At 34.0% G+C, this 24129-nt stretch carries 23 protein-coding genes; 13 read left to right on the forward strand and 10 right to left on the reverse strand.

Features of this window, described 5'->3' with window-relative positions; translation table 11 throughout:
* Nucleotides 1–241: 241 nt before the first annotated feature.
* The 3 genes from BKH43_RS01355 to BKH43_RS01365 all read left to right on the forward strand — a co-directional run bounded on the left by BKH43_RS01355 (nucleotide 242) and on the right by BKH43_RS01365 (nucleotide 4389).
* Entirely contained in the window at nucleotides 242–1531 is a 1290-nt protein-coding gene (locus BKH43_RS01355; RefSeq protein WP_253248017.1) for a site-specific DNA-methyltransferase, read from the forward strand.
* Nucleotides 1518–4022, forward strand: coding sequence for a DEAD/DEAH box helicase family protein (locus BKH43_RS01360; protein ID WP_095227750.1), 2505 nt, complete (start codon nucleotides 1518–1520; stop codon nucleotides 4020–4022). The genes BKH43_RS01355 and BKH43_RS01360 overlap by 14 nt, the downstream gene beginning before the upstream one ends.
* Nucleotides 4023–4122: 100 nt before the next feature.
* Nucleotides 4123–4389, forward strand: coding sequence for a hypothetical protein (locus BKH43_RS01365; RefSeq protein WP_095227752.1), 267 nt, complete (start codon nucleotides 4123–4125; stop codon nucleotides 4387–4389).
* A 97-nt stretch (nucleotides 4390–4486) separates the two neighbouring features.
* On the opposite strand, the gene gmhA is transcribed toward BKH43_RS01365, so the two are convergent.
* From gmhA to BKH43_RS01405, 8 genes are all read right to left on the reverse strand, one after another.
* Entirely contained in the window at nucleotides 4487–5080 is a 594-nt protein-coding gene (gmhA, locus tag BKH43_RS01370) for a D-sedoheptulose 7-phosphate isomerase (protein WP_095227754.1), read from the reverse strand.
* Between the two features lie 3 nt (nucleotides 5081–5083).
* A complete protein-coding gene (gene rfaE1 / locus BKH43_RS01375; protein WP_095227756.1) occupies nucleotides 5084–6463 on the reverse strand; it encodes a D-glycero-beta-D-manno-heptose-7-phosphate kinase in 1380 nt (459 codons plus the stop codon).
* A complete protein-coding gene (locus tag BKH43_RS01380; protein WP_095227758.1) occupies nucleotides 6464–7453 on the reverse strand; it encodes an NAD-dependent epimerase/dehydratase family protein in 990 nt (329 codons plus the stop codon).
* Nucleotides 7454–7760: 307 nt separating this feature from the next.
* On the reverse strand, nucleotides 7761–8897 hold the full coding sequence (ftsZ, locus tag BKH43_RS01385) for a cell division protein FtsZ (protein ID WP_095227760.1): 1137 nt from the start codon (nucleotides 8895–8897) through the stop codon (nucleotides 7761–7763).
* A 27-nt stretch (nucleotides 8898–8924) separates the two neighbouring features.
* Nucleotides 8925–10304, reverse strand: a complete 1380-nt coding sequence (ftsA, locus tag BKH43_RS01390; RefSeq protein ID WP_095227762.1) for a cell division protein FtsA — start codon at nucleotides 10302–10304, stop codon at nucleotides 8925–8927.
* Nucleotides 10305–10313: 9 nt separating this feature from the next.
* Nucleotides 10314–11909 carry a peptidylprolyl isomerase gene (locus BKH43_RS01395; RefSeq protein ID WP_095227764.1) on the reverse strand — a complete coding sequence of 532 codons (1596 nt, stop codon included), beginning with the start codon at nucleotides 11907–11909 and terminating at the stop codon, nucleotides 10314–10316.
* 95 nt (nucleotides 11910–12004) lie between these two features.
* The gene (locus tag BKH43_RS01400) at nucleotides 12005–12463 is read right to left on the reverse strand and encodes a hypothetical protein (protein WP_095227767.1); all 459 of its coding nucleotides are present in this window, start codon (nucleotides 12461–12463) and stop codon (nucleotides 12005–12007) included.
* Nucleotides 12464–12776: 313 nt separating this feature from the next.
* The gene (locus tag BKH43_RS01405) at nucleotides 12777–14081 is read right to left on the reverse strand and encodes a citrate synthase (RefSeq protein WP_095227769.1); all 1305 of its coding nucleotides are present in this window, start codon (nucleotides 14079–14081) and stop codon (nucleotides 12777–12779) included.
* A gap of 137 nt (nucleotides 14082–14218) precedes the next feature.
* On the opposite strand from BKH43_RS01405, the gene icd reads away from it, so the two are divergent.
* Both icd and BKH43_RS01415 read left to right on the forward strand, forming a co-directional pair.
* Nucleotides 14219–15502: an isocitrate dehydrogenase (NADP(+)) gene (icd, locus tag BKH43_RS01410; RefSeq protein ID WP_095227771.1), complete on the forward strand. Its 1284-nt coding sequence runs from the start codon at nucleotides 14219–14221 to the stop codon at nucleotides 15500–15502.
* A gap of 254 nt (nucleotides 15503–15756) precedes the next feature.
* On the forward strand, nucleotides 15757–16218 hold the full coding sequence (locus tag BKH43_RS01415; RefSeq protein ID WP_095227773.1) for a DUF302 domain-containing protein: 462 nt from the start codon (nucleotides 15757–15759) through the stop codon (nucleotides 16216–16218).
* A 456-nt stretch (nucleotides 16219–16674) separates the two neighbouring features.
* Here the strand turns inward: BKH43_RS01415 and BKH43_RS01420 are convergent, their stop codons facing one another.
* Nucleotides 16675–17472 (reverse strand): EI24 domain-containing protein, encoded by a 798-nt coding sequence (locus BKH43_RS01420; RefSeq protein ID WP_095227775.1) that lies wholly within the window; start codon nucleotides 17470–17472, stop codon nucleotides 16675–16677.
* Between the two features lie 140 nt (nucleotides 17473–17612).
* Between BKH43_RS01420 and BKH43_RS01425 the strand changes: the two genes are divergently transcribed.
* The 8 genes from BKH43_RS01425 (at nucleotide 17613) to exbB (ending at nucleotide 23665) form a co-directional block, all read left to right on the forward strand.
* The gene (locus BKH43_RS01425; RefSeq protein WP_095227777.1) at nucleotides 17613–18434 is read left to right on the forward strand and encodes a peptidyl-prolyl cis-trans isomerase; all 822 of its coding nucleotides are present in this window, start codon (nucleotides 17613–17615) and stop codon (nucleotides 18432–18434) included.
* Nucleotides 18435–18447: 13 nt separating this feature from the next.
* Nucleotides 18448–19371, forward strand: coding sequence for a class II fructose-bisphosphate aldolase (locus BKH43_RS01430; RefSeq protein WP_095227779.1), 924 nt, complete (start codon nucleotides 18448–18450; stop codon nucleotides 19369–19371).
* 17 nt (nucleotides 19372–19388) lie between these two features.
* Complete coding sequence (locus tag BKH43_RS01435; protein ID WP_095227781.1) at nucleotides 19389–20636, forward strand: glucose-6-phosphate isomerase; 1248 nt, start codon at nucleotides 19389–19391, stop codon at nucleotides 20634–20636.
* A 14-nt stretch (nucleotides 20637–20650) separates the two neighbouring features.
* Nucleotides 20651–21550 (forward strand): tRNA pseudouridine(55) synthase TruB, encoded by a 900-nt coding sequence (gene truB / locus BKH43_RS01440; RefSeq protein ID WP_095227783.1) that lies wholly within the window; start codon nucleotides 20651–20653, stop codon nucleotides 21548–21550.
* Nucleotides 21544–21795, forward strand: coding sequence for a carbon storage regulator (locus BKH43_RS01445; RefSeq protein WP_095227785.1), 252 nt, complete (start codon nucleotides 21544–21546; stop codon nucleotides 21793–21795). Before truB ends, BKH43_RS01445 begins: the two co-directional genes overlap by 7 nt.
* Complete coding sequence (locus tag BKH43_RS01450; protein WP_095227787.1) at nucleotides 21795–22616, forward strand: hypothetical protein; 822 nt, start codon at nucleotides 21795–21797, stop codon at nucleotides 22614–22616. The genes BKH43_RS01445 and BKH43_RS01450 overlap by 1 nt, the downstream gene beginning before the upstream one ends.
* Nucleotide 22617: 1 nt before the next feature.
* Nucleotides 22618–23082, forward strand: a complete 465-nt coding sequence (gene smpB, locus BKH43_RS01455; protein ID WP_095227789.1) for an SsrA-binding protein SmpB — start codon at nucleotides 22618–22620, stop codon at nucleotides 23080–23082.
* Nucleotides 23083–23167: 85 nt separating this feature from the next.
* Nucleotides 23168–23665, forward strand: a complete 498-nt coding sequence (gene exbB / locus BKH43_RS01460; RefSeq protein WP_095227791.1) for a TonB-system energizer ExbB — start codon at nucleotides 23168–23170, stop codon at nucleotides 23663–23665.
* A 24-nt stretch (nucleotides 23666–23689) separates the two neighbouring features.
* Here exbB and BKH43_RS01465 read toward each other — a convergent pair whose 3' ends face one another.
* A complete protein-coding gene (locus BKH43_RS01465; RefSeq protein ID WP_095227793.1) occupies nucleotides 23690–24109 on the reverse strand; it encodes a CrcB family protein in 420 nt (139 codons plus the stop codon).
* Nucleotides 24110–24129 lie beyond the last annotated feature (20 nt).

Below are 24129 nucleotides of genomic sequence, written 5' to 3' on the forward strand. Positions count from 1 at the left end.
ACGAGAAGAAAAAAAGAATAAATAAGAAGAATCATAGTTTATTAGATAGTATTAGGAGATGGAGGAGAAGGAGAAAAGGAAATAAAGGAGGGGTATGCGAAGGGATGAAAGGAGGAAGGGGTGGGGGAGGGATCCGTGAGGGCCCCCCCCATCGAGGAGGGGTGGGGGGGGGGGGGGGGGGGCGGGGAATTCTTCAGTTTTAGAATCTAACCTCTTAATAAAAGGCAACAACCTCCTAGCCTTGCACTCCTTACTTAAACTTTTTACCTCTAAAATAAAACTTATCTACATAGACCCACCTTATAACACTGGAAATGATAGTTTTAACTATAATGACAGCTTTAACCATAGTACGTGGCTAACTTTTATGAAAAACCGCCTTGAAGTTGCAAGAAAGTTTTTACGAGATGATGGCGTGATATTTGTGCAATGCGATGATAACGAGCAAGCATATTTAAAAGTGCTAATGGATGAGATATTTGGTAGGGAGAATTTTGTAAATTGTATTGTATGGAAAAGACGAGGTGGAAGTGCAAATCCAAAAAATAGACTAAATATAGTTATAGACTACATACTTTGGTACTCCAATAGCGATAAGTACAACATCAATCATATTTATTCTATAGATGATGATAATACACAACAATACATCAAAGAACGGTTCAATAACATGGATGAGAACGGTAGAAGATTTATGAAATCTCCACTGCAAAGCCCAAATTATAGGGAAAATTTAATTTATGACTATAAAGGATATAAAACACCACATAATGGATATTCTATTTCTGAAGCAGTAATGAAACAATGGGATAAGGAAGGAAAATTATGTTTTCCAAAAAATAAAGCACAAAATATAAATAGAAAAATTTATTTAGATGAATATAAAGGACAGCCCATCAGTTGTTTGTGGAATGATATAAAAGTCATAAACCCTATGGCTAAAGAAAGGGGAGAGTTTGATGGTCAAAAACCAGAGGCGCTATTAAAACGAATTTTAGAATTATCCACTAACGAAAACGACTTAGTAATGGACTTTTTCGCTGGCAGTGGGACGACTTTGGCAGTAGCCCATAAGATGAAACGCCACTGGATAGGCATAGAACAGATGGAGTATATAAAATCTATCACAAAAGAGCGACTTAAAAAAGTAGTAGCTGGTGAGCAAGGGGGAGTTTCAAAAGCGCTTAACTGGAATCCAAAAGAAGAAAAACTAGAAAATAACTCTTTTATCTATATGGAGATGTTTGAGGTTAATGAGATTTATAAAAAGATGATTTTAGAATCTAGTGATATAGAAGAAGTTATAAAAATCTTACAAGAAAAGGCATTTTTAAACTATCAAGTAGACTTTATAAAAGCTATACGTGATAAAGACTTTAAAGATCTTAGCTTAAAAGAACAAAAAGAAGTGCTTTTAAAATGTCTAGATTCTAATATGAACTATTTGCCAGTTAGTGAGTGTGATGATGCTAGCTTTAATGTAGATGAAGCTAGTAGAAATCTAAATAGGTGGATATATGAAACTAAGTGATAAGCTAAAAAGTGCGCTAGAGTTTAGTGACATAGAAATACCAGAGTACATAACTAGTAATCTAAATCCTAAATTAGAGTTAAGAGAGTATCAAAAAAATGCACTAAAGCATTATCTAATGCACGAAAAAAAACCAAGCACTAATCATCTAATGTTTAACATGGCTACAGGCAGTGGTAAAACGCTAATCATGGTAGCTTTAATCTTAGAGCTTTTTAAAAAAGGCTTTTCTAACTTTATCTTTTTTGTAAACTCTAACTCTATAGTAGAAAAAACTAAGGCTAACTTTAACTCTCCTTTTTCAAGTAAGTACCTTTTTGCAAGTAAGATAAATATAGATTCTACAAATGTAGAGATAAACGTTATAGATAAACTTAGTGATAGCAAGGAAGGCTATATCAACATAGTTTTTACAACTATCCAAGCACTTTTTACAACACTAACTAAAGAAAGAGAAAATGCTATAAGCTTTGAAGACTTTGAACATCTAAAAGTGGTACTTTTAGCAGATGAAGCCCACCATCTAAACGCTGAAACTAAGTCTAAGCTAAGTGTTAGTGAGAAACAAAATAAAGAAAGTTGGGAAGGCGTTATAAATAAAATCTTAAAGCAAAACAAAGATAATAAGCTTTTAGAGTTTTCTGCAACTTTGCCAAAAGATAAGGCCGTACTAGAAAAATACGAAGATAAAATAGTCTATGAGTACACTTTAAAAGAGTTTAACTTTGAAGGTTACTCTAAAAATATAGAGCTACAAAAGTACAGTGATAACGATGATATAACCTTGATGCTAGGAAGTTTGCTAGTTAGTATGTATAGACAAAAGCTAGCTAGTAAACATAACATAAGGCTAAAGCCAGTAGTACTTTTAAAAAGTAAGGCTATAAAAGAAAGCCAGAAAAATCATCAAGCTTTTAACTCCCTTATAGAAAATCTAGATGTAAATATCTTACAAAACTTTAGTAGCAATAAGGCTAGTTATAGTGCGCTTATGAAAGATGCCATTAACTTTTTAGAGATTAATACTAAGTTATGCGAGGATATAAAAGCAGAGTTTGCTCCCCAGTTTGGAGTGAATATGAATGAAGAAAAAGAGCTAGAAAGAAACCAACTTCTTATAAACTCCCTAGAAGATACTACTAACTTTATACGCTATATCTTTGCAGTAGATAGGCTTAATGAAGGTTGGGATGTACTAAACCTCTTTGACATAGTAAGACTAGGTAGTGGATCACTAAAAGATACACCACGTGAGGCCCAGTTAATAGGAAGGGGTGCAAGGCTTTATCCTTTTAAATATGAAAATATGGATAGATATAAACGTAAGTTTGATGATGATATAAACAATAAGCTAAGGGCTCTAGAAACCCTAGACTATCACACTTTTAATGAAAATAAATTTATACAAAACCTCCAAAGTGAGCTAGTAAAAAGTGGGCTAATAAATGATGATAAAGAGATAATGGAACTAGAGTTAAAAGAAAACTTTTTAGAAAGTAATGCCTATAATGAGTGGTACTTTAGCACTAACTCAGTTACTAAATATAAAGATGTTTTAAAAGATACTAATGGCCTTTTTGAGATGGATAGCATAGAGATAAAACGCCATAGAGAAAAGGTAATAAATGTGCCTCTTTTTAGCAAAGATATAAGTGAAGCTAGCCTTATGCAAGAAGAAATAAAAGAGGACTTAAGGGGCGAGATAAAAGAGTTTGTATTAGATAGGCTTGATAAAAAACTAATCATAAAAGTTATGAATAAACTAGGGGATTTTTATAACTTTGATAACTTAAGGCGTATTTTTAAAGATATAGATTCTAAAGAGGAGTTTATAGAAAAATATATCTTTAAGCTTAATATAAAGGTTAGTAAAAAACAGCAAGCTAGCTTTATCTTTAAGATACTTAACTACGTGCTAAATGAGTTTATGCAAAACTCACAAAACCTTTTAGAATCTTATAGGGTTAATGAGTGGCGATTAAAACCACTTAAACTACTTAAAAATAAAATAGTCCTAAAAAAAGGAGAAACTACCTCCGTTGGCAATGAAGAATGGTTTGTATTTAAAACTTTTAATGGCACTTCCCTTGAGTGTGAGTTAATAGAGTTTATAAAAAGCAAGAAAGAAGATATCAGTAAAGTATATGAAAAATGGTATCTAGTAAGAAATGAGAGAAATAACTTTATGGCTATTTACAGTGAAGATGCTAGGCGTTTTGAGCCTGACTTTTACTTTTTTGGCAAAAGGTATGAAGATAAGAACTTTAAGTTTGTGCAGTGTTTTATAGAGCCAAAAGGAAGCCACTTAGTAGGCTATGAAAAGTGGAAAGAAGACTTTTTAGAAAAGATTAGCCAGCAAAAAATGCTTATTAACACTGATGAAAACTTACACATACAAGAGGATAAAAAAATAAGCCTTACTGCCTTGCCATTTTTTATAGATGAAAATAGAACTTCGTGGGAAAAAGAGTTTATAAAAGAACTGTTATAAAAGTAGTAGGGGTTAAAGACTTACTAAAATAGTTTTAAAAATCAGCACTTTTCAAACTATAATTTACACGCACTTACTAACCAAACTACTAAGGAAGAAAATGAAAGAAAAGATAAAAGCCATAAATCAAGATAGGACTAAGGAGAGTAAAAAAGGCGTGATCATAAGCCTTATAGTAGTCCTAATAGCCTTTATCCTAGCGCTAATTAGCGTTATCATCTTAGGTATAAACCTCTTTTTAAAACTTAATAGCACAATGCTTTTAATCTCTAATATATTTATCTATATAGCTATATTTATAATAGTAGTAACTTCCCTAATCCAGATAGTAAAAGGCTTTAAAAGACGCCCCCAAAGTAAAAAGTAACATAAAAAAGACTAGCAAAAAGCAAGTTTTTATCTTTACCTTATCAACATAAAGATACTAGCTTGCTTATCTAATCTTTAAGGCTATTTAAAAACTTCTAGTTGCCACAACCACAGTTTGCAAAATGCTCTTCTATAAGTTCACAAAGCATGTGAATGTAGAGTATGTGAAGCTCTTGTATACGTGGGGTGTCTTCACTTGGAGCTATTAGATTAATATTACAATGCTCACTCATAAGGCCACCATCTTTCCCACTTAAACCTACAGTTGGGCAATATAAGGCCTTAGCAACCTTTAAAGCCTCTAAGATATTTTCTGAGTTACCACTAGTTGAAATGCAAAATAATAAGTCACCCTCTTTTGCTAAAGCTTCAACCTGTCTAGCAAAAACGTACTTAAATCCATAGTCATTACCTATAGCAGTTAAAGCTGAAGTATCAGTACTTAAAGCTATAGCCGCAAGGCCTTTTCTTTCTCTTTTATATCTTCCAGTAAGCTCAGCGGCAAAGTGTTGGCTATCTGCTGCACTGCCTCCATTACCACAGATTAAGATCTTATTACCCCTTACTAAGACATCTATTAACAGTGAAGCAACATTTGCAAGACTTGACTTTAAAAGGCCTGCTTTTTGCATAGCCTCTAAGTTTTTATCTAACTCTTTTTGGATTTTATCTTCTAGTATATTTGACATTTATCATCCTTTTATTTTATTAATTATATTAGTTGTGCTTTTATCTTTTATGTAATCTATTAAAACTACCTCTTTTGCTACCTTGCTTCCTACTACTTCTTTTCCTTTATAGTCAGCACCCTTTACTAATACATCAGGCTTTAAAGATTCTATAATCTTTAAAGGTGTGTCTTCATCAAAGATAACCACAAAGTCAACACAAGCTAGGCTTGCTAGGATATAAGCCCTATCAAACTCACTATTAATAGGACGCGTATCACCTTTAAGCCTTTTAACTGAAAGGTCGCTATTAACACCTACTACTAAAACATCTCCCAAGGTCTTAGCCTTTTGAAGATAGCTAACATGTCCGATGTGTAATATATCAAAACAGCCATTAGTAAAGACCACTTTTTTATCTAAGATTCTATCTTTTAAAGACTTTATATCTAGAATCTTATGACTTACTATAGAGCGGCTTATGGCATTTTCTACCTCTTCTAAAGTGGCAACTGCTGAGCCTAGCTTTCCTACAACTATGGCTGCAGCTATGTTTGCAAACTCACAAGCTTGTTTTATATCTTCTTTATCTTCTATTAGTTTAAAAGCAAGTGCAGCTATGGCTGTATCCCCTGCTCCACTTACATCATAAACTTCTTGTGCCTTAGCCTTAGACTTATAAAAGATAGAATCTTTCATATATCCTATGCCATCTTCACTAAGAGTAATTAGAGGATATTTAAGCTTACAGATATCTTTCATATAAGTAAGGGCTTGCTTAAGACTATCATCATCTTTTATATTTATATCCGTAGCAAAAGAGGCCTCTTTGATATTAGGTGTTATAAGCGTAGCATCTTTGTACTTAGTAAAATCCTTGCCTTTTGGATCACATAGCACTAAGATATTATGAGCATTACAAAAAGAGATGATTTCTTGTGTAAAAGGCTTACTTAGCACACCTTTAGCATAGTCGCTTAGGATAACACAGTCTACTTTTTCTAACTTCAAAGCATTTAGTATCTTGCTTTCTAGTTCCTTACTTAAAGGCAGAATCTTTTCTTCATCAAAGCGTAACATTTGATGAGTTTTTGCTACTATCCTACACTTTAATGTCGTTGGTCTTTCATCTTTGTAAACTAGATCTGTGTTTATACCTTTAGATTCTAAGATATCTAAAAGTTTCTTGCCATTTTCATCATCCCCTATAACGCCACATATTTTTGTATCTACTTTGAGTGCTACTAGATTATTAGCCACATTGCAAGCTCCTCCTAGACTAAAGCTTTTTTCTTTAGCTAGTAAAACTGGCACTGGGGCTTCAGGAGATATCTTATCTACACTACCAAATATGTAGCTATCTAGCATCAAGTCGCCTATTACTAAAATGCTTTTTTTATGCATCTAGATTCCTAACTTTTGATAAGCAGCATAGGTCTTAATATCTGGTATATAAGCGCTAATCCCTGCTTTTATATCAAAGGCTGGTTTATAGTTTGGTATAAAGCAAGTATTATCAGCCATGGTTGCATCTTGGAAGAAAGGGTAAGGATTAGGTATATAAGTGACTTTAAAGTCTCCTAGGTAGGATTTTAAAGCATCTAGGATGTCATTAAAACTTGCATTTGTTCCAGTGGCTAAGTTATAAACTCCTTGGGCTTCAGGTGCCATAGCCTTTAAAAAACCTTGCACTATGTCATCTATATATACAAAGTCTCTTCTTTGATCACCACTTTCAAAAAGCTTTACTTCACCCTTATTAATAGCTTGCATACCAAGTTGTAAGATCATACTTGCTGTGTTTCTTTTAAAGTACTCTCCCTTGCCATAAGCGTTAAATATCCTTATGCCAACTACATTACTAGAGTTTAGACGTCTTATGTCATTATCCATAGCTAGCTTTGAAAAGCCATAGATGTTTTCTGGAATCTCACCTTGGCCTACTGTATTAGGAGCAGAAGTTTTTCCATAGACTGCAGCACTACTAGCATAGATTAGCTTAGCTCTATGTGTGCTTGCTAACTCTAGCAAAAGAGCAAAAGATGTATAGTTTGTAGCCATAAGCAACTCCACATCAGTACAAGTAGTATCTGAAATAGCCCCTAGATGAAAGATATAATCAAACTTATAATTAGATTCTAGATACTTTAAATTATCCCTCTTACTTAAGTCCATACAAAGCACTTCAATATTAGGTCTTAACTCTATATTTTTAAAAGAGCCTAGATGAAACTTATTAGCCCCAAAAGTATCAAGAGCCACTAGATGCATAAAAGGATAGTTTCTTGAAAGGTAGTTTAAAATATTAGAGCCTATGAAGCCTGCAGCTCCTGTTATTAAAACCTTTATGCCTTGGTGCCTTACTTTTATGATGTTTTCTATATCTTCATTCATGAAATATCCTTTTATAAAAGTCAAAAGTTAGTATTTTGCTAGTACATAATAGCAAATTTTTAAGTTTAATATTTATGAAGTAGAGATGTTTTATAAAACATTTTGGAATCTAAATCTAGTGAAGTTAGTGTGCTTTAAAAACTAACATATAACTAGTAGATGCTAGCAATCAGCATAAGAGCAAGTACGAAAATGCGTAAATAAAAAAGTATGAGCTAAAAAGATGATATATAAGCCCTTTAAAGTATGTTATAAAAGGGCTTATATTATAGAAGTGACTTGATATTAAAACTAGTTTTTAAGAAAGTTAGTCTTTTTTATAGCGTTGATATGAAGGAAGTGACAAGTCCATATCATCGAAGTTTTCACCACTGCTAACTTTTCTTACCATTTTATGTAAGACGCTATCCATATCAGAACTAGATTCATTACTTACAGTTTGTAAGGTAGTATCAGGGACTTTATTTTCCTCATCAAAACCAGTAGCTATGATAGAAACTCTTACTTCATCTATATCAAGATCTTCTGTAGTCATAGTTCCCATTATGATATCTGCGTCTTCATTTGCTGCCCCTTCTACTATAGCCATAGCATCAGAGATAGAAACTAAAGGATAGTTTGGATTAAACTCGAAGTTAACTATAGCACCCTTAGATCCTTTAATAGACATGCTATCAAAAAGAGGAGATTCTATAGCGTCTTTAACAGCGTGCACAGCAGCATCTTCGCCTTTAGCCTCACCTATGCCCATTAGCGCTAAGCCTTTATATCTCATAACAGTAGTTACATCTGCAAAGTCAACATTCATGCCATCTTCACTATTTTTTAAGATGATATTAACTATGCCATTAACCGCCCTTGCTAGTACATCATCTACTAGCTTTAAACTTTCTCTATAACCCACATTTTTACTAACTATGGCCATAAGTTTTTCATTAGGCACTAACACTATAGAATCTGTAGACTCACAAAGTCGTTTTAGGCCCTCTTCTGCAAGTTTAGACTTTTTCTTACCTTCTATATTAAAAGGCTTAGTCACTACAGCCACTGTTAAAGCTCCAACTTCTTTAGCAGCTTTAGCAAACACAGGTGCAGCACCAGTTCCAGTGCCCCCACCCATGCCAGCTGAGATGATGACTAGATCTGAGCCTTTTAAGGCTTCTTTTATACTGTCGTAACTTTCTTCTGCAGCTTCTTTGCCTACTTCTGGATTAGCACCAGCACCAAGACCTTTAGTTAACTTCTGTCCTAGGACTATCTTGTTTTCAACATTACACTTAGACATATGCTGCACATCTGTGTTTGCGATGAGTAACTTTACAGAGCTATTAACGCCCGTTCTTTTAAGGTGACTTATCATGTTATTGCCACCGCCTCCAACTCCAACCACTGTTATATTTGCATTCATATTAGGTGCAACCTCTTCTAAAACTATATCATCCATCAATCCACTTCCTATAAAATCTATTTATTAAAATAAGTTTGTAATCCATCTTTTAAACCATCCATCTCGTCTGGTTTCTTGTGTTTCTTCTCTTATGTCAATTTCTATCTTTTCTTCTCCCCCGACTTTTTGATTCAAATTAGATAAATCTACCTCAAACTCCCCAAAAGGCGCACCAGTTGGCAGCGATGGTACTGGCTCAGATTCTAACATATTTAAATCGGTATGCTTGCTTTTGATATTTCTCTGATAATCTTTTTCATAGTTGGTAAATTTACCAGCCCCATAGAGTATAAGACCTACTGCGACAGTGCTTCCTGGCTCTTTAAGGTTATCAAAAAGGCCACCTATCTCAACTGGCTTTGCAACTCTAACTGATAGATTCCTAAAAAGGGCTGAAGCAAACTCTCTCATACCAGGAAGATTAACCATACCACCAGTTAATACTACTCCACATAAACTATCCTTCAAACCACTCTTTTCTAAAGACTTAGAAAGTATAGTTATAGTCTCTGCAACCCTAGTGCTTATTATGTCTTGAACTATATCAAGTCTTACTTCTTTTTTCTCTCGCTCATCAGCGATACTTGGCACTTCTAGTGCACCTTGTTTTTCACTCTCACTTGGAAATAAGTTGCCATACTTTATCTTTATCTCATCAGCTGCAACTAAAGATGTACCTAAAATAGTTGCTATATCATTAGTTATATAGCTAGATCCAACTCCCAAAAAGTCGTTATATCTCATAGAGTTGCCATTATAAACCATAAGTTCACAAGTACTAGCACCCATATCTATGCAGGCAACGCCTAGTTTTTTCTCATCTTCATCCAAAACAGCAATACTTGCAGCATAGGCAGAAAGCACTATAGTTTCTATATCAACTCCTGCTAGCTTTACAGAGCGCCTTAAGTTTTCTAGGCTTGCTTTTTGAGCTGTGACTATATGTACAAAGACTTCAAGTCTAGTTCCAGTCATACCTAGTGGATCTTCTATATAGTCTTGGTCATCTAGCTTAAACCTAAAAGGTAAAAGATGTATCACTTCATAATCAGATGGTATAGCAGCCACATAAAGTGCGTTATCTATAGCTCTATCTATAGTTTTTAGATCAATTTGTGAGTTTCCAACATTTATAACACCTGAGTTTATATAGCTTTTAGTATAAGCGCCAGAAAGTGAGATGATGGCTTTTGATATCTCAACTCCAGCCATCCTTTTGGCATCTTCTATGCTATTTTTTATAGCTTTACTTGCTTGTTCTATATTAACTACAGCACCCCGCCTTATCCCCTGCGATCTAGATATACCAGTTCCTATAATATGCGGACCTTGAGAATTCACTTCTGCAATTACAGAACAAATCTTGGTAGACCCGATGTCTATACCTAAAATAACTCTACTCAAAATTTACTCCTAATATCTAGTAACTTTACTATGAAGCTCAGCATGTCGTATCAAAGAATCTAAAATCATAGAAGTTTTTAACTGCTGAACTTGCTCACTCCCACTTGAACTAACCAAATGCATAAGCTCTGAGTAGCTAGGCAGTTGTTGAGATTTTATATTATAAATCAAAGCTTTAGTATTATTTGCCAGCCAAACTATGCCTTTTTTATCATGAGATTGGAAAATATCCCTCAAAGCAGTAGTGATATCTTGCTTACTCAAGCCATTAATGTTAATTTTACTTGCATCATTTGCACTAACTAATCCAAAGTCTATAAGACCATTTAGATTTTTTAACTCTTTATTTGCCACTTCTTTTATATAACTTGCCCTCTTGCTTACTAGTAAATCTTTCTTTGCTGCATCTTGTGCTAGTTCAAAACTTAGAGGTTCTTTGTCTTTAGAATCTAAAATGCTAAGCGTTATATAAGAGTCTCCATTTGCATGTGGCTCTAAAAGTTTAGAGTTTGTCTTATGTAACTTATCTATACTAGCAACTATAGCTGGTGATAAGACTTTAGTGTTTTCATCAAAGCTTAAAACATGCACTTTTATAGAACCCTTTGTTATATCTACTCCATTATCCCTAGCATTTTTTAAAGAGGCTATCTCAGATTTACTTGCGTCTATGATAACACTTGTATCATCTTTTGTATTCGCTTTTAAGTTAGATAAATCAGCAGTTTTTAAATAAACTTCTGCAAACTTTGCTAGGCTACTAGCTAGTTGCTTTTTAGCATCTAAGATAACTCTATCTTTGGCCTTATCATAAGGCAAAACCTCTCCATTAGAATCTAAGTATTTAAATTTATTTTCTTCATAAAAGTGTTTTATCTCTTCATCACTTATAGGCAAAGAATCTGCATCTATATTTATATAGGCTACATCATATTTTATAGGGGTGGTATAAGCTGACTTATGTGCTTCCCAGTACTTTTTAATCTCATCTTGACTCGCACTAACTTTCATACTACTAGCATCAAGATACTTTAACTCTAGCTCATCTTTAATATTAAATGCACTCAAAAAAGCATCTACTTCATAACTAGAAGCCGGAAAAAGACTAATAGATATCATAGTCTGTCTTAAAAGCTCTGTTGCTATCTGAGATTCTAACTCACTAGGCTTTCTATGAGTACTAGCTACATAGTCTTTATACTTTTGTGGATCAAAAACTCCATTGGTCTGAAACTCTGGGATATTTTGCAAATAGCCTCTAATCTGCTCAGGTGTTACTTTTATACCAAGCTTTTGTGCATAAGATCTAATTAGTGCTTCGCTTATAAGCCTATCAAGTGCTATCTTATCAAGACCCAAAGACTTAGCTTCTGTATCATCTATCTGAGGACCATTTTGAGAAAAGGTGCTCATCACGTTTTGATACTCATTTTGATACTCTTCTTGCGATATGTAAATATCCCCTACCCTAGCAACAGAACCAGGATGACCAAAACTAAAAGCATTAGCCCCCCATCCTACAACACCTGCAGCAACTAGTGCGATCACACTAACCCAAACAGTAATAACTAGATATTTCTTATGCCTCTGCATCCAATCGAGCATCTATTGCCTTTATGCGTAAATACGTAATTTATAAGTCTGGATTATAACACGAAGTTTAAGCTTTAAGTGACTTCAAGCCCTAAGCACCAAAGCCCTCATAGCAATATAAATCTAAGACTAACTCTTATTATATCACCCTCTTTTTTTGTAACTAGGGAGTTAATATAAACAAAACTAAGATTTTCAAACTTTCTTACTACTTCCATGGCGTCTTTAAGCCTTCCTTGGTAGTTTAGCTCATAGCTTTGTATGCTTAAAGTAGGTGATAAATCTATCTTTTTAGCTTTGCAAAAAGATTCTTTACAGTTGTTTAATAAAATAATTTCTTGCAAAATGGAGGGCATTAAAGTTTTTAGATTTGATTCCAAATCTACACTTTTTGTATCAATGTTGTGAATATTTTTCTCTTCATTAAAGAAATATTTAAACTTTTCTTGAAGAAAAGAGTCAAACTTAGATGACAGCGCAACTATAAAAACTAAACTAACTATATATAACACAACTAGCTCTTTTAAGCTTTTGGTTCTAAGGTAGGCTACTAAGTTTTCAAACATATACGACTTCTTTCCATACTAGTTAGGTTACAAACTTATAGAATCTAAGATTTGATATTAGGTGCTTTTATAGATTCTAACATATAGATATAAGACAAAAGAAATATTATAAGAAGCTAAAAACTGTACATAATATAGTTGCAAGGTATATTCAAGACGCTATAAAAAAGCTTATTGCAAAAAGCGAAGTTTAGTATCGAAAGTAGTCTGTTTTGATATAGGCATCTTAAAATGCTTCTTATTAAGATGTCCTACTTTCTTTAAAACTAGTTTAGGCGTTTAAAAGCTTTGCTCTAAACTAGTTAAGATCTAGTTACTTTCCAAGGTAGACTTGTCTTGGACGAGTGATCCTAGCTTTTGAGTTTTTCATATGTTCTAGTAGTTGTGCACACCAGCCTGGCATCCTACCTATAGCAAAGATAGGAGTGAAAAGCTCTGTTGGTATCTTTAAGGCACTTAGGATGATACCTGAGTAAAAGTCTACGTTTGGATATAGTTTTTTCTCTATGAAATAAGGATCGTGTAAGGCTACTTCTTCTACCTTATCTGCTATATCACTAAGTTTAGTGTTCATTTTAATACCCTTGCTCGCTAAAGAATCTTTTAGCCCTTTTAGGATTTTTGCGCGTGGATCGTAGTTTTTATACACTCTATGACCAAAGCCCATAAGTCTAAATGGATCGTTTTTATCTTTGGCTCTTTCTATGTACTTATCTACATTTTTTACATCACCTATCATTTTTAGTTGGGAAAGTACGCTTTCATTAGCCCCGCCATGAGATGGTCCCCAAAGTGCATTAATACCAGCACTTATAGCAGCATAAGGATGCACACCTGTGCTCGCTACGTTTCTAACAGTAGTAGTTGAAGCATTTTGTCCATGATCAGCATGCAAGATAAAGATCTTATCTAGTGCCTCTACTTCTAGAGGATTAATGTCTTCTTGCCCATGTAAAGTTTGCTTTAGTCTTCCATAAGGATAGCCTCTAAGCATGTATAAAAAGTTTTCTACATAAGGCTTAGTTATATCTGGATCTATGAAAGGAGCGCCAACTGCATTTCTATAGCAGTAAGCCACCATAGTTGGAATCTTAGCTATGATTCTTCTTGCCATCACTTGATATGCATCTTCTTCTTCTGATTCTGAAAGATTAAGTCTTACGTGTTCATGATAAACTGTAGCTAGCACGCTTACTATTGCCGAAAGAGCAGCCATTGGGTGAGCTTTATCTGGAAATACATTGAAGATTTCTTTTAGGCGTCTATGTAAAAAGCTTCTATGCCTTAGCTCAAGATCAAAAAGTTTAGACTCATCAGCAGTCTTTGGTAAAAAATCATTATCGCTTATTAAAAATTTGCATATATCTGTAAAGTGGTATTTATTAACTAGATCTTGAACTAAGATCCCTTTATAGTAAAGCTCGCCTTTATCGCCATCTATATAGCTTATAGTACTTTCACATGCAGCAGTAGACCCATATCCTGGATCGTAAGAGAAAATCTTTGCTTTTTCATAAAGCTTACTAAAGTCTATAGCCTCAGGCCCTCTAGTGCATTTTATTAAATCAAAATCAAAACTTTCTTTTGTTTCATTATTGGTGAGAGTTACAGTACCCATTTATCACGCCTTTCAATTTGAATTGAATATGATTCTACACGCTAAAGATAAAAATATCCGAAAATATAACCTTTTTAAACAACTTTATATCTTTTGTAGTTACAATTAAAGACATAATATTATTTTTAGGAGAACTTATGGGTACCTATAATCCAAATTTTTTACAAAAGCCTACAAGTGGTGAGGCTATTACTATTGATTCTAATGGTAAATTAAATGTTCCAAACAACCCTATAATACCTTTCATAGAAGGCGATGGCATAGGAGTAGATATCACTCCAGCTATGATAAAAGTCGTAGATGCCGCAGTTGAAAAAGCATATAAAGGCACTAAAAAGATAAGCTGGTATGAAGTTTATGCTGGAGAAAAGTGCTTTAATAAATTCAAAAATGAAAAGTCTCTAACTCCTATGGAGCAGTGGCTTTTACCAGATACGCTTGACGCCCTAACTCACTATAAAATATCTATAAAAGGACCTCTAACTACCCCAGTTGGAGAAGGTTTTAGAAGCCTAAATGTCGCCTTAAGACAGACTTTAGATCTATATGTATGTCTAAGACCAGTTAAGTGGTATGGAAGTCCAAGTCCCGTAAAAGAACCAGGTAAAGTCGATATGGTAATCTTCCGTGAAAACAGCGAAGACATCTATGCAGGTATAGAGTTTGCTGAAGGAACTCCAGAAGTTAAAAAGCTTATAAATTTCTTAGAAAAAGACCTAGGTGTAACCAAGATAAGATTCCCAAACACTAGTGGTATAGGTATAAAACCTATAAGCAAAGAAGGTACTGATAGATTAATGAGAAAAGCTTTAGAGTACGCAATTGACAACGACAGTAAGTCTGTTACCATAGTACACAAAGGTAATATCATGAAGTACACTGAAGGTGCTTTTATGAAGTGGGGTTATGCTTTAGCTAAAAAAGAGTTTGGTGCAGTTGAGATAGACAAAGGCCCATGGTGCAAGTTTAAAAACCCAAAAACTGGTAATGAGATAATAGTAAAAGATGTTATAGCCGATGCCTTCTTGCAACAAATATTACTTCGCCCGGAAGAATATGATGTTATAGCTACTATGAATCTAAATGGAGACTATATAAGTGACGCCTTAGCTGCCATGGTAGGAGGCATAGGTATAGCCCCAGGAGCTAATCTAAATGACACTGTAGGTATGTTTGAAGCAACTCATGGTACAGCTCCAAAATACGCAGGCCTTGATAAAGTAAACCCAGGCTCTATAATCTTAAGTGCTGAGATGATGCTAAAACATATGGGTTGGAATGAAGCCGCTGCACTTATAGTAAGCTCTATGAAAAAAGCTATAGAATCTAAAAATGTAACTTATGACTTTGCAAGGTTGATGCAAGGTGCAAAAGAGGTTAAGTGCTCTGAGTTTGCTGATGTTATGATATCTCACATGTAGCCTAGAGATAGTTTTTGCATCCTATACTAAGGGTGTAAAAAACTAGTTGTAAGTCTTTTTTTTAACTTAAGACTTACAGCCTCACCAAAGGCTTTTTTGTAAGATAAGATTCCATATAGTTTCATTTACTCACTAAAAATAAGATAATAGAGACTAATAATATTAATTATTATTGATGTTTTGCTATTATCATCAAACGTTACCTTTCATCACATAAAGAGGTAGACCACACATCTAAAAACAAGGATTAATCAATGAGAATGTTAAAAGCCCTCATCATCGGACTCTTCATATGGCAAGGCATGGCTATGGCCAATGACTTCACTCCAAAGTATGACCTACTAGTAAAAAAAAGCAACAAAAGCTTTGAAGACACTTATAACGCCCTAGTAAACTTTTTAAAAGCTAAAGACATACCTATATTTGCAGATATAGATCACAAACAAAATGCAGTTGATGTTAAGTTAGAGCTAAATCCAACTCGCGTTGTGATATTTGGCAATCCAAAAGTTGGTACTTTCTTAATGCAAGATAACCAAGAGATAGCTTTTGAGCTACCTTTAAGAATGTCTATATGGCAAGATTCTAAAGGGCAAGTTTTTGTAGCAGTTAATGACATGAAAAAACTACAAAAAATCTACAATCTTAAAAACCAAAAAGTAGTAGACAATATAAGCACTTTCTTAACTAACCTAGTTAATGAAGTAACTAAATAGCCTTTAAAAACCTAGCCTAGGCTAGGCCCCATCTTAACTTCTTAAAAGCCTTACTCTTTATCTTTTATCTACTTCTTTACTACTTACTTCTTTGTATCTATCTTTTTTATATGGTATTAGCAAGTTATCTTTACTAGAATCTTTAAACTAATCGTTTTTAATAGGCAACTCTAATCTCTTTGCGCTATTAACTAAATCTTTATTTCAATACTTTCTTTTTTACATTATTTATTATTTGTAGATTTTTTATAACCAAAACGAAGTTTCCTTGAAAGCACAAGCTTCCTTGAAAACGAAGTTTCCTTGAAAAATAGCTAAGTCTGCACTGTCTAGCATCTTTTTAACGCTATTTTTGCACCACAAAACAAAACAAGAATGCCACAGGCATTAAAAAACTATAATTATTAAAACTTTATTTGTATATAGATAGCTGCCCATCAAAAACGATTTTTATCTTTAAGAAAGTATCTCAACATCTATCACATCTTCATCACTTCTATTGTTAGTAGTACTCATATCTAGTACTGAAAACATGTAGTGGCCTATTAAAAGGCTTTTAAACGCAACACTTAGTGAGTTAACTATAGGCACAAGACTAAGTAGGTAAAGTGGTATGTTTAAGAAAAACAGTGCTAAAGCATTAAATCTTAAAAACTGCTTGCATTTAGTTGAATCCATCAAGCTTAAAGCCACTTCATAGTTTAGATTAATAGCTTGGAATCTAAAGAAGAGATAAAGCAAAGCTAAAGCACTAATAAACCCTAGTCCTATAAAATGAAGCAAGCCAAATATAGCACCAAGAATACATAGTTTTACAACAGTATTAATAAGCACTTTTATAGATGTGATAGTGCTATCTTTAAAAGAAGCAGGGGAGATTTTAATGTGACTATAGTAAGTTTTATGTATATGGCTTATGACTATAGGAGTATAAAACATAGACATGATGATATTTACTACCACTAGTACAAAAGCACTTATTAATATAATCTCTATCCAAACTATTAGCTTTAAAAGTAGTGTTAGGATGTTAAAACTACCGCTATTGTGCATATAAGTTACTATAAACTGTGGAAAGAGATTGACTAAATGATCAAAGTTTTCATACAAAAAGATAAAGCTAAGGATATAAACTACAATTAAAATCACAAAAGAGATGAAGTTTAAAAATAACATCTTTTTTGAAAAAAAGTCTTTAAATGCTCTGCCTATAAACCCAGCCCCAAGCAACTGTTTTAGTAAAAAAAGTTTCATGGTCTTCCTTAAGATTTATTATGAAAATTTGCAAGTTTCACATCCAAGCATGCTCAAAGGAAACAAAAAAATATTTTTGCATCATTAAAGTATTGTATCATTTAGAATCTAAATTCTAAAAATACCTTGGAGTAAACTATATGAAAAACAAAATGTTGAAATGCACTCTAGCATTAGCCATTAGCGGAACTTTAGCCTTAAATTTTGCAACTGCGAAAACTCTTGCCACAGTTAATGGAACTGTTATAGATGATAAGATTTTCGAGATGATTAAAAAGCAAAATCCAAGGTTTAACTATGACGCTTTATCCCCTCAAGAACAAGGCAAAATACTAGATCAACTAATAGACACAGTTTTAATATCAAATGAAGCCAAGAAAGAAAAACTTGATGAAACTCCAGAGTACAAACAAGCTGTAAGCCAACTACTAGTGCAACTTTGGATAGCTAATATCGCAAAAGGCGTGCCACAAGTAACTGAAGCTGAAGCTAGAAAGTTTTATAACGATAATAAATCTAAGTTTGAAGAACAAAAAGCTGTAGCAAGACACATTTTAGTTTCAACTGAAGCTGAAGCAAAAAGCATAATAGACCAGCTAAACAAACAACCTAAAACTAAAGTAGAAGATAAGTTTAAAGAACTAGCTAATCAACTTTCTATAGACCCAAGCTCAAAACAGTATCAAAATGGTGGATCTTTAGGTGAGTTTAACCTTAATAGCATGGTTCCAGCCTTTGCAGAAGCAGTGAAAAATATGAAGCCTAAGACTTATACAAAAACTCCAGTACAAACTCAGTTTGGCTACCATGTAATCTATCTAGATTCTATTAAAAAGCCTGAGCTTATAAGCTTTGATGAAGCTAAAAATGAGATTATGCATAACTTAAGAGAAGCAAAAGTGCAACAGCTTATACAAAGCAAAGTTAAGAAATTCCGCGATAGTGCAAAAATTACATATTAAAAAGGACTTTTAAATGTTGGTATTTGGACATGAGATCTTAGATAAGGCCAATAAAGAAAACTATGGTGTAGGTGCTTTTAACTTTGTGAACTTTGAGATGTTAAACGCCATCTTTACTGCTGCAAACATCGCTAAGTCTCCTATCTTTGTGCAAGCAAGTGAAGGGGCTATAAAGTATATGGGTGCAGATATCGCAGTGAGTATGGTTCAAACCTTATCTCAAAGATATCCTCATATCCCAGTTAGTTTACACCTTGATCATGGCACTAGCTTTCAGTCTTGCAAAGATGCTATAGAGGCTGGTTTTAGCTCTGTTATGATAGATGCATCTCACTATGACTTTGATAAAAACCTCGAGATGACTTCACAAGTAGTAGAGATGGCGCATGCTAGAGGCGTAAGCGTAGAAGCTGAACTTGGACGCTTGATGGGTATAGAAGATAATATATCAGTGGATGAAAAAGATGCTGTCTTAGTAAATCCACAAGAAGCAAAAGTCTTTGTAGAAAAAAGCAAAGTAGACTTTTTAGCCCCAGCAATTGGCACAAGCCATGGTGCATTTAAGTTTAAAGGAGAGCCAAAGCTTGACTTTGAAAGGCTAAAAGAAGTTAAAGCACTAACTAAGATTCCGCTAGTTTTACATGGTGCTAGTGCTATCCCAGATTATGTAAGAGAAAGTTTCATAGAAAGTGGCGGCGAGTTAGGTAATAGTAAAGGTGTACCATTTTCTTTTTTACAAGAAGCAGTTCGCGGTGGTATAAACAAAGTCAACACTGATACAGACTTACGCATAGCTTTTATGGCTGAAGTTAGAAAAGTTGCTAACAATGATAGATCGCAGTTTGACTTAAGAAAGTTCTTCGCACCTGCTCAAGAAGCTATGGTTAAAGTCATAGTTGAGAGGATGGAACTTTTAGGTAGCAGTAATAAAATCTAGTCTTATAAAGATGTGAGATGATAAAGTTTAAGCAGTTCTTCCCAGAAACTTATGAGAAAAAAGACTTAGACTACGTTTTTAATAAGATAGTAGAGGAAAGAGATAGCGATATAAGCGGGTACTACAACCTTCCTTTTGAAACTAAAGCTCTTGATGATGCTGCTAGTTATATAAAGAGGAATGCTAGCGTGCTTGATAACCTCTCTCACATTGTTATAATCGGTATAGGTGGAAGCTCTCTTGGTATAAAAGCACTAGATAATATGCTCTATCACCTACCTAATAGAAAAGATATATCTTTAAAATTTTTAGAACACACCGATCCAGTTAAGATTAAAAAGTCTATAAAAAAGATAAAACTTCAAAGCACGCTTTTTATAGTTATATCAAAGTCTGGGACTACCATAGAGACAACTTCACTTATGAAGTACGCACTTCATACTTTTTCACTTCTTGATCAAAATCTTAAACAAAGACTTTTAATCATAACTGATAAAAACTCCAAGCTTCATGAGTGGGCAGAAAACTATGAAGTAGAACATGTATGCATCAACCCAAACATAGGTGGGAGGTTTTGTGTTTTAAGTAGTGTGGGAATCTTGCCTTTATTACTCCTTGGTTATGATGTTAATGCCATATTAAGAGGTGCTAGGTTTATAGCAACTAGCTTTTTTAACAGGCATGAAGAACATATCTTACAAAAAGCTCTCTTCATGGCCAAGCATCCTGATACTTATAGAATCAATATCTTGTTTTCTTACTCAAGCTCTTTTAGTGACTTTAACTTATGGTACGCCCAGCTTTGGGGTGAAAGCCTAGGTAAGATTAATGCAGAAGGTAAAAATGTAGGTCTTACACCCATTGGCCTCATAGGTAGTATAGATCAGCACTCATTCTTACAGCTAATCTTACAAGGCTCTAAAGATAAAACTGTAACTTTTTTAGGCATACACAAAGATAGTTATAATGAGCCCTCTATCCCAAATATAGACTTCAAAGAGTTAGAAAGCACTAACTTTGTTAATGGAATCTCTTTTGCGAAGCTTTTAAGTGCCCAGCAAGTTGCAACTATGCAAACTATAAAAGAGGCTAGTATACCTTTAGATTCCATAGAGTTAGACCACTTAAATGAAGAAAGTGCAGGATCTCTTATCATGTACTATGAGTTACTAACCTCAGCAGTTGGCTGCATATTTGATATAAACACTTACAATCAACCAGCAGTAGAGCTAGGAAAAGCTAAACTAAAAACTATACTAAACTAGCTAAAGGCTTAAAGATGCTAGCCCTTGCTTATAAACCTCCTAATATCTCAAGCTTTTACTTTGCTAAGCTTGTTAAAAAAGCACTAAACCAACAAGGATTTAATATAGATAAAGTCGGCTTTAGTGGTACACTAGATCCCTTTGCTAAAGGACAGCTCTTACTTGCTTTTAACTCTTATACTAGATTTTTATCTCATGTAAATATGCCTTTTAAAACTTACAAGGCTACTATCTTTTTAGGGCTAAGTAGTAAGAGTTTAGATACTGAAAACATTCTTAGTCTTAATGAAGAAAAGCATTTAGAAAAAGCATGCATTATAAACACATTAGAAGCGCTAAATGGGAATCTAACCTACACCCCACCAAGCTTTAGTGCTAAACTAGTTGATGGAAAAAGGGCTTATGCACTAAGTAGGGAAGGTAAAGAAGTTAGGCTAAGTGATACAACTATGCAAGTTTCTAATCTCAAGCTACTAAACTACACACATCCTTTTTTAAGCTTTGAAGTAAGCGTTAGTAAAGGAGGCTATATAAGAAGTCTAAGTGAGATAATCTGTAATAAGCTAGGTGTTAAAGGAGCACTTTGTAGTTTAGAGCGTTTAAGTGAAGGAAACCTAAGCTATCAAAGCCTACTTAGAACAACTAAGCCTTTGTATCTAAACCTATATAACTCTAATAACACTGCAAGTAAGCCTAGCACAAAACTCTTGCCCCTAGACTTAGAAAAGACACTGCCATATGTTACAATTAAACTTTTTAGTCACGAAGAGCTTGCCTTAAATGGCGCAAAGTTTAAACTAGAAAGCACACCCACTGGAATCTATCTAGTAGACTTTAGATCACACTTTGGCGTTATAGAAGTAATGGAAAACAAAGAGATTAGATATATATTAAACAGGATAAGCAAATGCTAATTTTATCTAGAAAGCAAGAAGAAAGTATAGTCATAGGCGATGACATAGTACTAAAAGTCATAAGCATAGATAGAGGTAGCGTAAAACTAGGCTTTGATGCCCCAGTAGAGACCTTAATCCTAAGAGCTGAACTAAAAGAAGCTATAAGCAGTGAAAACAAAAAAGCAAGTTCTAACGCCTCAGTGCAACTTGATGAAAGCTTAAATGAACTAGGAGCACAAATTAGCAAGGGGCACAAAAGCTAATGAAAAGCTTAAGGCTTAAAGCCTACCCTAAGGTTAATATAACCCTTAAAGTCTTAGACTTTGATAAAGAGGCTAGATTACACAAGATAGATTCTAGGATGCGCCTTGTAGTCGGAAGTCTTTTTGATACTTTAAGCTTTGAAAAAAGCACTGACTTTAGCCTTAGTGGCTTTAACTTTGAAATAGAATCTAATCTAATCTTTAAAGCCTATAAACTTTTAAAAGATACTTATGATATCTCACCTTATAAGATAGGTGTTATAAAAAACATCCCTTTTGGAGCAGGGCTTGGTGGAGGCAGTGTTAATGCTGCTTTAACACTACTAGCACTAAACCACATTGAAGGTTTAAACCTAGAGTATGAAACCCTACTAGCCCACGCTAAGACTTTAGGTATGGATATATGTTTTTTTATCTGTGTTTATACTCAAAATGGCAAGTTTCCTCTAAGCAGTCTTGAAGACAAAGAAGAACTTTTTTTAAGTGCTGATGCTTCTAACTTTGGAGAAGTGATAAAGCCTTTTTATGAGCCTAACTTTAAAGTTAGAATCTTTACTAATGATATATCTTGTAATACAGCTAGTGTTTATAAAGAGTTTGGCAAGATGCAAAAAGAAACTAAGACTATAAGTTTAGATGTTGCAACTAATACCTCTCCTTTTTTACTAAAACACTTTAGCATTCCTAATGACTTACAAATACCAGCCTTCAAACTCTACCCACAACTAAAAGAGATAAAAGCAAATCTTATAAAAGAGTATAAAGACATCTACTTTAGCGGAAGTGGTGGTAGCTTTTTTACTTTAGAAGGGATAAGTTAGCATGCAAACAAGCAACACTAAAGTTATCAAAAACAAAAAAGCTAATTTTGAGTACTTTATACTAAGTACTTTTGAAGCAGGCCTAGTTTTAGTTGGCTCTGAAGTTAAGGGCATAAGAGCTGGAAGATGCAACTTAAAAGATAGTTTTATTAGAATCATAAATGGCGAAGCTTGGGTTTTTAACATGCATATAACCTACTCTGCTACTACTAATCGCTATTTTATGCCAGATGAAAAACGCGCTAGAAAGCTACTTTTACATAAAAGAGAGATAGATAAGCTTTTTGGGCAAGTAAGCACTAAAGGTCTTGCCTTAGTTCCTTTACAGATCCACTTTAGCAAAAGAGGAAAGGCTAAGATGCTTTTTGGACTAGCCCGTGGTAAAAAAGAGTATGACAAAAGAGAGACTTTAAAGAAAAAAACTCTAGATAAAGAAGCAGCGCAGGCTATGAAAGAGTATAAATGATTAAGAACATATAAATAATGAGTAGAATATACGTTGCCAAAAAATTTTAACGCCAAAACAAAAAACAACTAAAGGAGTATAACTAATGCAAAATATCATAGTTTATGCTCACATCATAGACTACTCCATACTCGGATTTTTAGGCTTTTTAAGCATAGTCGTTATAGCTATAGCCATAGAAAGAGTTTGGTTTTACTCCATCATAAGACTAGATGACTACGATGATAAAAGAGAGTTAGAACTAGACTTGCATAGACGCCTAACCCTAGTTGCAACTATAGGATCTAATGCTCCTTATGTTGGACTACTAGGAACTGTAGTTGGGATAATGATAACTTTCATAAATATAGGAAGTAACTCAAACATAGACACAACTAGCATCATGACTGGACTTGCTTTAGCCCTTAAAGCCACAGCCCTTGGACTAATAGTAGCTATACCGAGCATAGTTTTTTATAATCTACTTTTAAGAAAAGCAGATGTGATAATGACAAACTGGGATATATATAAAAACCCTCCAGCTACTAGTGCTAAAGAAAGACCAAAGTTAAAAGAAGACGAAACTAAATACAAACTAAGCTAAAAGACAAAGCACTTTTAAAGTGCCTTATAGCTTGAGTGATAGAGCTATGTTTTGAGCTAGTAAGATTCCAAGAAAAGCTAAAAAGATAGATACAAAAAGCGTTATAAAGATATAAATAAAAGCATAGCTAAGATTAAACTTAAAAAGATTTATAACATCTAGTGAAAAAGTACTAAAAGTAGTAAAGCCTCCACAAAGTCCTACCATCAAAAGTAGCCTTAAGTTCTCAGCCATACTAAACTTATATAAAAAAAGCACGCTTAAAAAGCCTAGCACAAAACTACCAAGGGCGTTAACTATAAATGTAGCAAGGACTGAGGATAAAACTGGCGACACACAAAAAGCGCTTATAAAAGAGCTAGCAAATTTTGACACACCCTTACCTACTAGGAATCTTAAAACACTACCAACTCCCCCACCTATAAACACTACCAAGATTGCCATTTACACACTTACTCCAACTT

It is taken from the genome of Helicobacter sp. 13S00401-1 (assembly GCF_002272925.1).
In the GTDB taxonomy this organism is placed as follows: domain Bacteria; phylum Campylobacterota; class Campylobacteria; order Campylobacterales; family Helicobacteraceae; genus Helicobacter_I.

What these genes read in the sequence shown, in the direction of transcription:
- BKH43_RS01365 (WP_095227752.1), top strand. Translation starts at nt 4,123, where the DNA reads ATGAAAGAAAAGATAAAAGCCATAAATCAAGATAGGACTAAGGAGAGT.
- BKH43_RS01430 (WP_095227779.1), top strand. Translation starts at nt 18,448, where the DNA reads ATGTTGGTATTTGGACATGAGATCTTAGATAAGGCCAATAAAGAAAAC.
- BKH43_RS01360 (WP_095227750.1), top strand. Translation starts at nt 1,518, where the DNA reads ATGAAACTAAGTGATAAGCTAAAAAGTGCGCTAGAGTTTAGTGACATA.
- ftsZ (WP_095227760.1), bottom strand. Translation starts at nt 8,897, where the DNA reads ATGGATGATATAGTTTTAGAAGAGGTTGCACCTAATATGAATGCAAAT.
- BKH43_RS01425 (WP_095227777.1), top strand. Translation starts at nt 17,613, where the DNA reads ATGAAAAACAAAATGTTGAAATGCACTCTAGCATTAGCCATTAGCGGA.
- BKH43_RS01450 (WP_095227787.1), top strand. Translation starts at nt 21,795, where the DNA reads ATGAAAAGCTTAAGGCTTAAAGCCTACCCTAAGGTTAATATAACCCTT.
- icd (WP_095227771.1), top strand. Translation starts at nt 14,219, where the DNA reads ATGGGTACCTATAATCCAAATTTTTTACAAAAGCCTACAAGTGGTGAG.
- exbB (WP_095227791.1), top strand. Translation starts at nt 23,168, where the DNA reads ATGCAAAATATCATAGTTTATGCTCACATCATAGACTACTCCATACTC.
- BKH43_RS01435 (WP_095227781.1), top strand. Translation starts at nt 19,389, where the DNA reads ATGATAAAGTTTAAGCAGTTCTTCCCAGAAACTTATGAGAAAAAAGAC.
- BKH43_RS01465 (WP_095227793.1), bottom strand. Translation starts at nt 24,109, where the DNA reads ATGGCAATCTTGGTAGTGTTTATAGGTGGGGGAGTTGGTAGTGTTTTA.
- BKH43_RS01445 (WP_095227785.1), top strand. Translation starts at nt 21,544, where the DNA reads ATGCTAATTTTATCTAGAAAGCAAGAAGAAAGTATAGTCATAGGCGAT.
- truB (WP_095227783.1), top strand. Translation starts at nt 20,651, where the DNA reads ATGCTAGCCCTTGCTTATAAACCTCCTAATATCTCAAGCTTTTACTTT.
- BKH43_RS01400 (WP_095227767.1), bottom strand. Translation starts at nt 12,463, where the DNA reads ATGTTTGAAAACTTAGTAGCCTACCTTAGAACCAAAAGCTTAAAAGAG.
- BKH43_RS01395 (WP_095227764.1), bottom strand. Translation starts at nt 11,909, where the DNA reads ATGCTCGATTGGATGCAGAGGCATAAGAAATATCTAGTTATTACTGTT.
- smpB (WP_095227789.1), top strand. Translation starts at nt 22,618, where the DNA reads ATGCAAACAAGCAACACTAAAGTTATCAAAAACAAAAAAGCTAATTTT.
- gmhA (WP_095227754.1), bottom strand. Translation starts at nt 5,080, where the DNA reads ATGTCAAATATACTAGAAGATAAAATCCAAAAAGAGTTAGATAAAAAC.
- BKH43_RS01415 (WP_095227773.1), top strand. Translation starts at nt 15,757, where the DNA reads ATGAGAATGTTAAAAGCCCTCATCATCGGACTCTTCATATGGCAAGGC.
- rfaE1 (WP_095227756.1), bottom strand. Translation starts at nt 6,463, where the DNA reads ATGCATAAAAAAAGCATTTTAGTAATAGGCGACTTGATGCTAGATAGC.
- BKH43_RS01420 (WP_095227775.1), bottom strand. Translation starts at nt 17,472, where the DNA reads ATGAAACTTTTTTTACTAAAACAGTTGCTTGGGGCTGGGTTTATAGGC.
- BKH43_RS01405 (WP_095227769.1), bottom strand. Translation starts at nt 14,081, where the DNA reads ATGGGTACTGTAACTCTCACCAATAATGAAACAAAAGAAAGTTTTGAT.
- BKH43_RS01380 (WP_095227758.1), bottom strand. Translation starts at nt 7,453, where the DNA reads ATGAATGAAGATATAGAAAACATCATAAAAGTAAGGCACCAAGGCATA.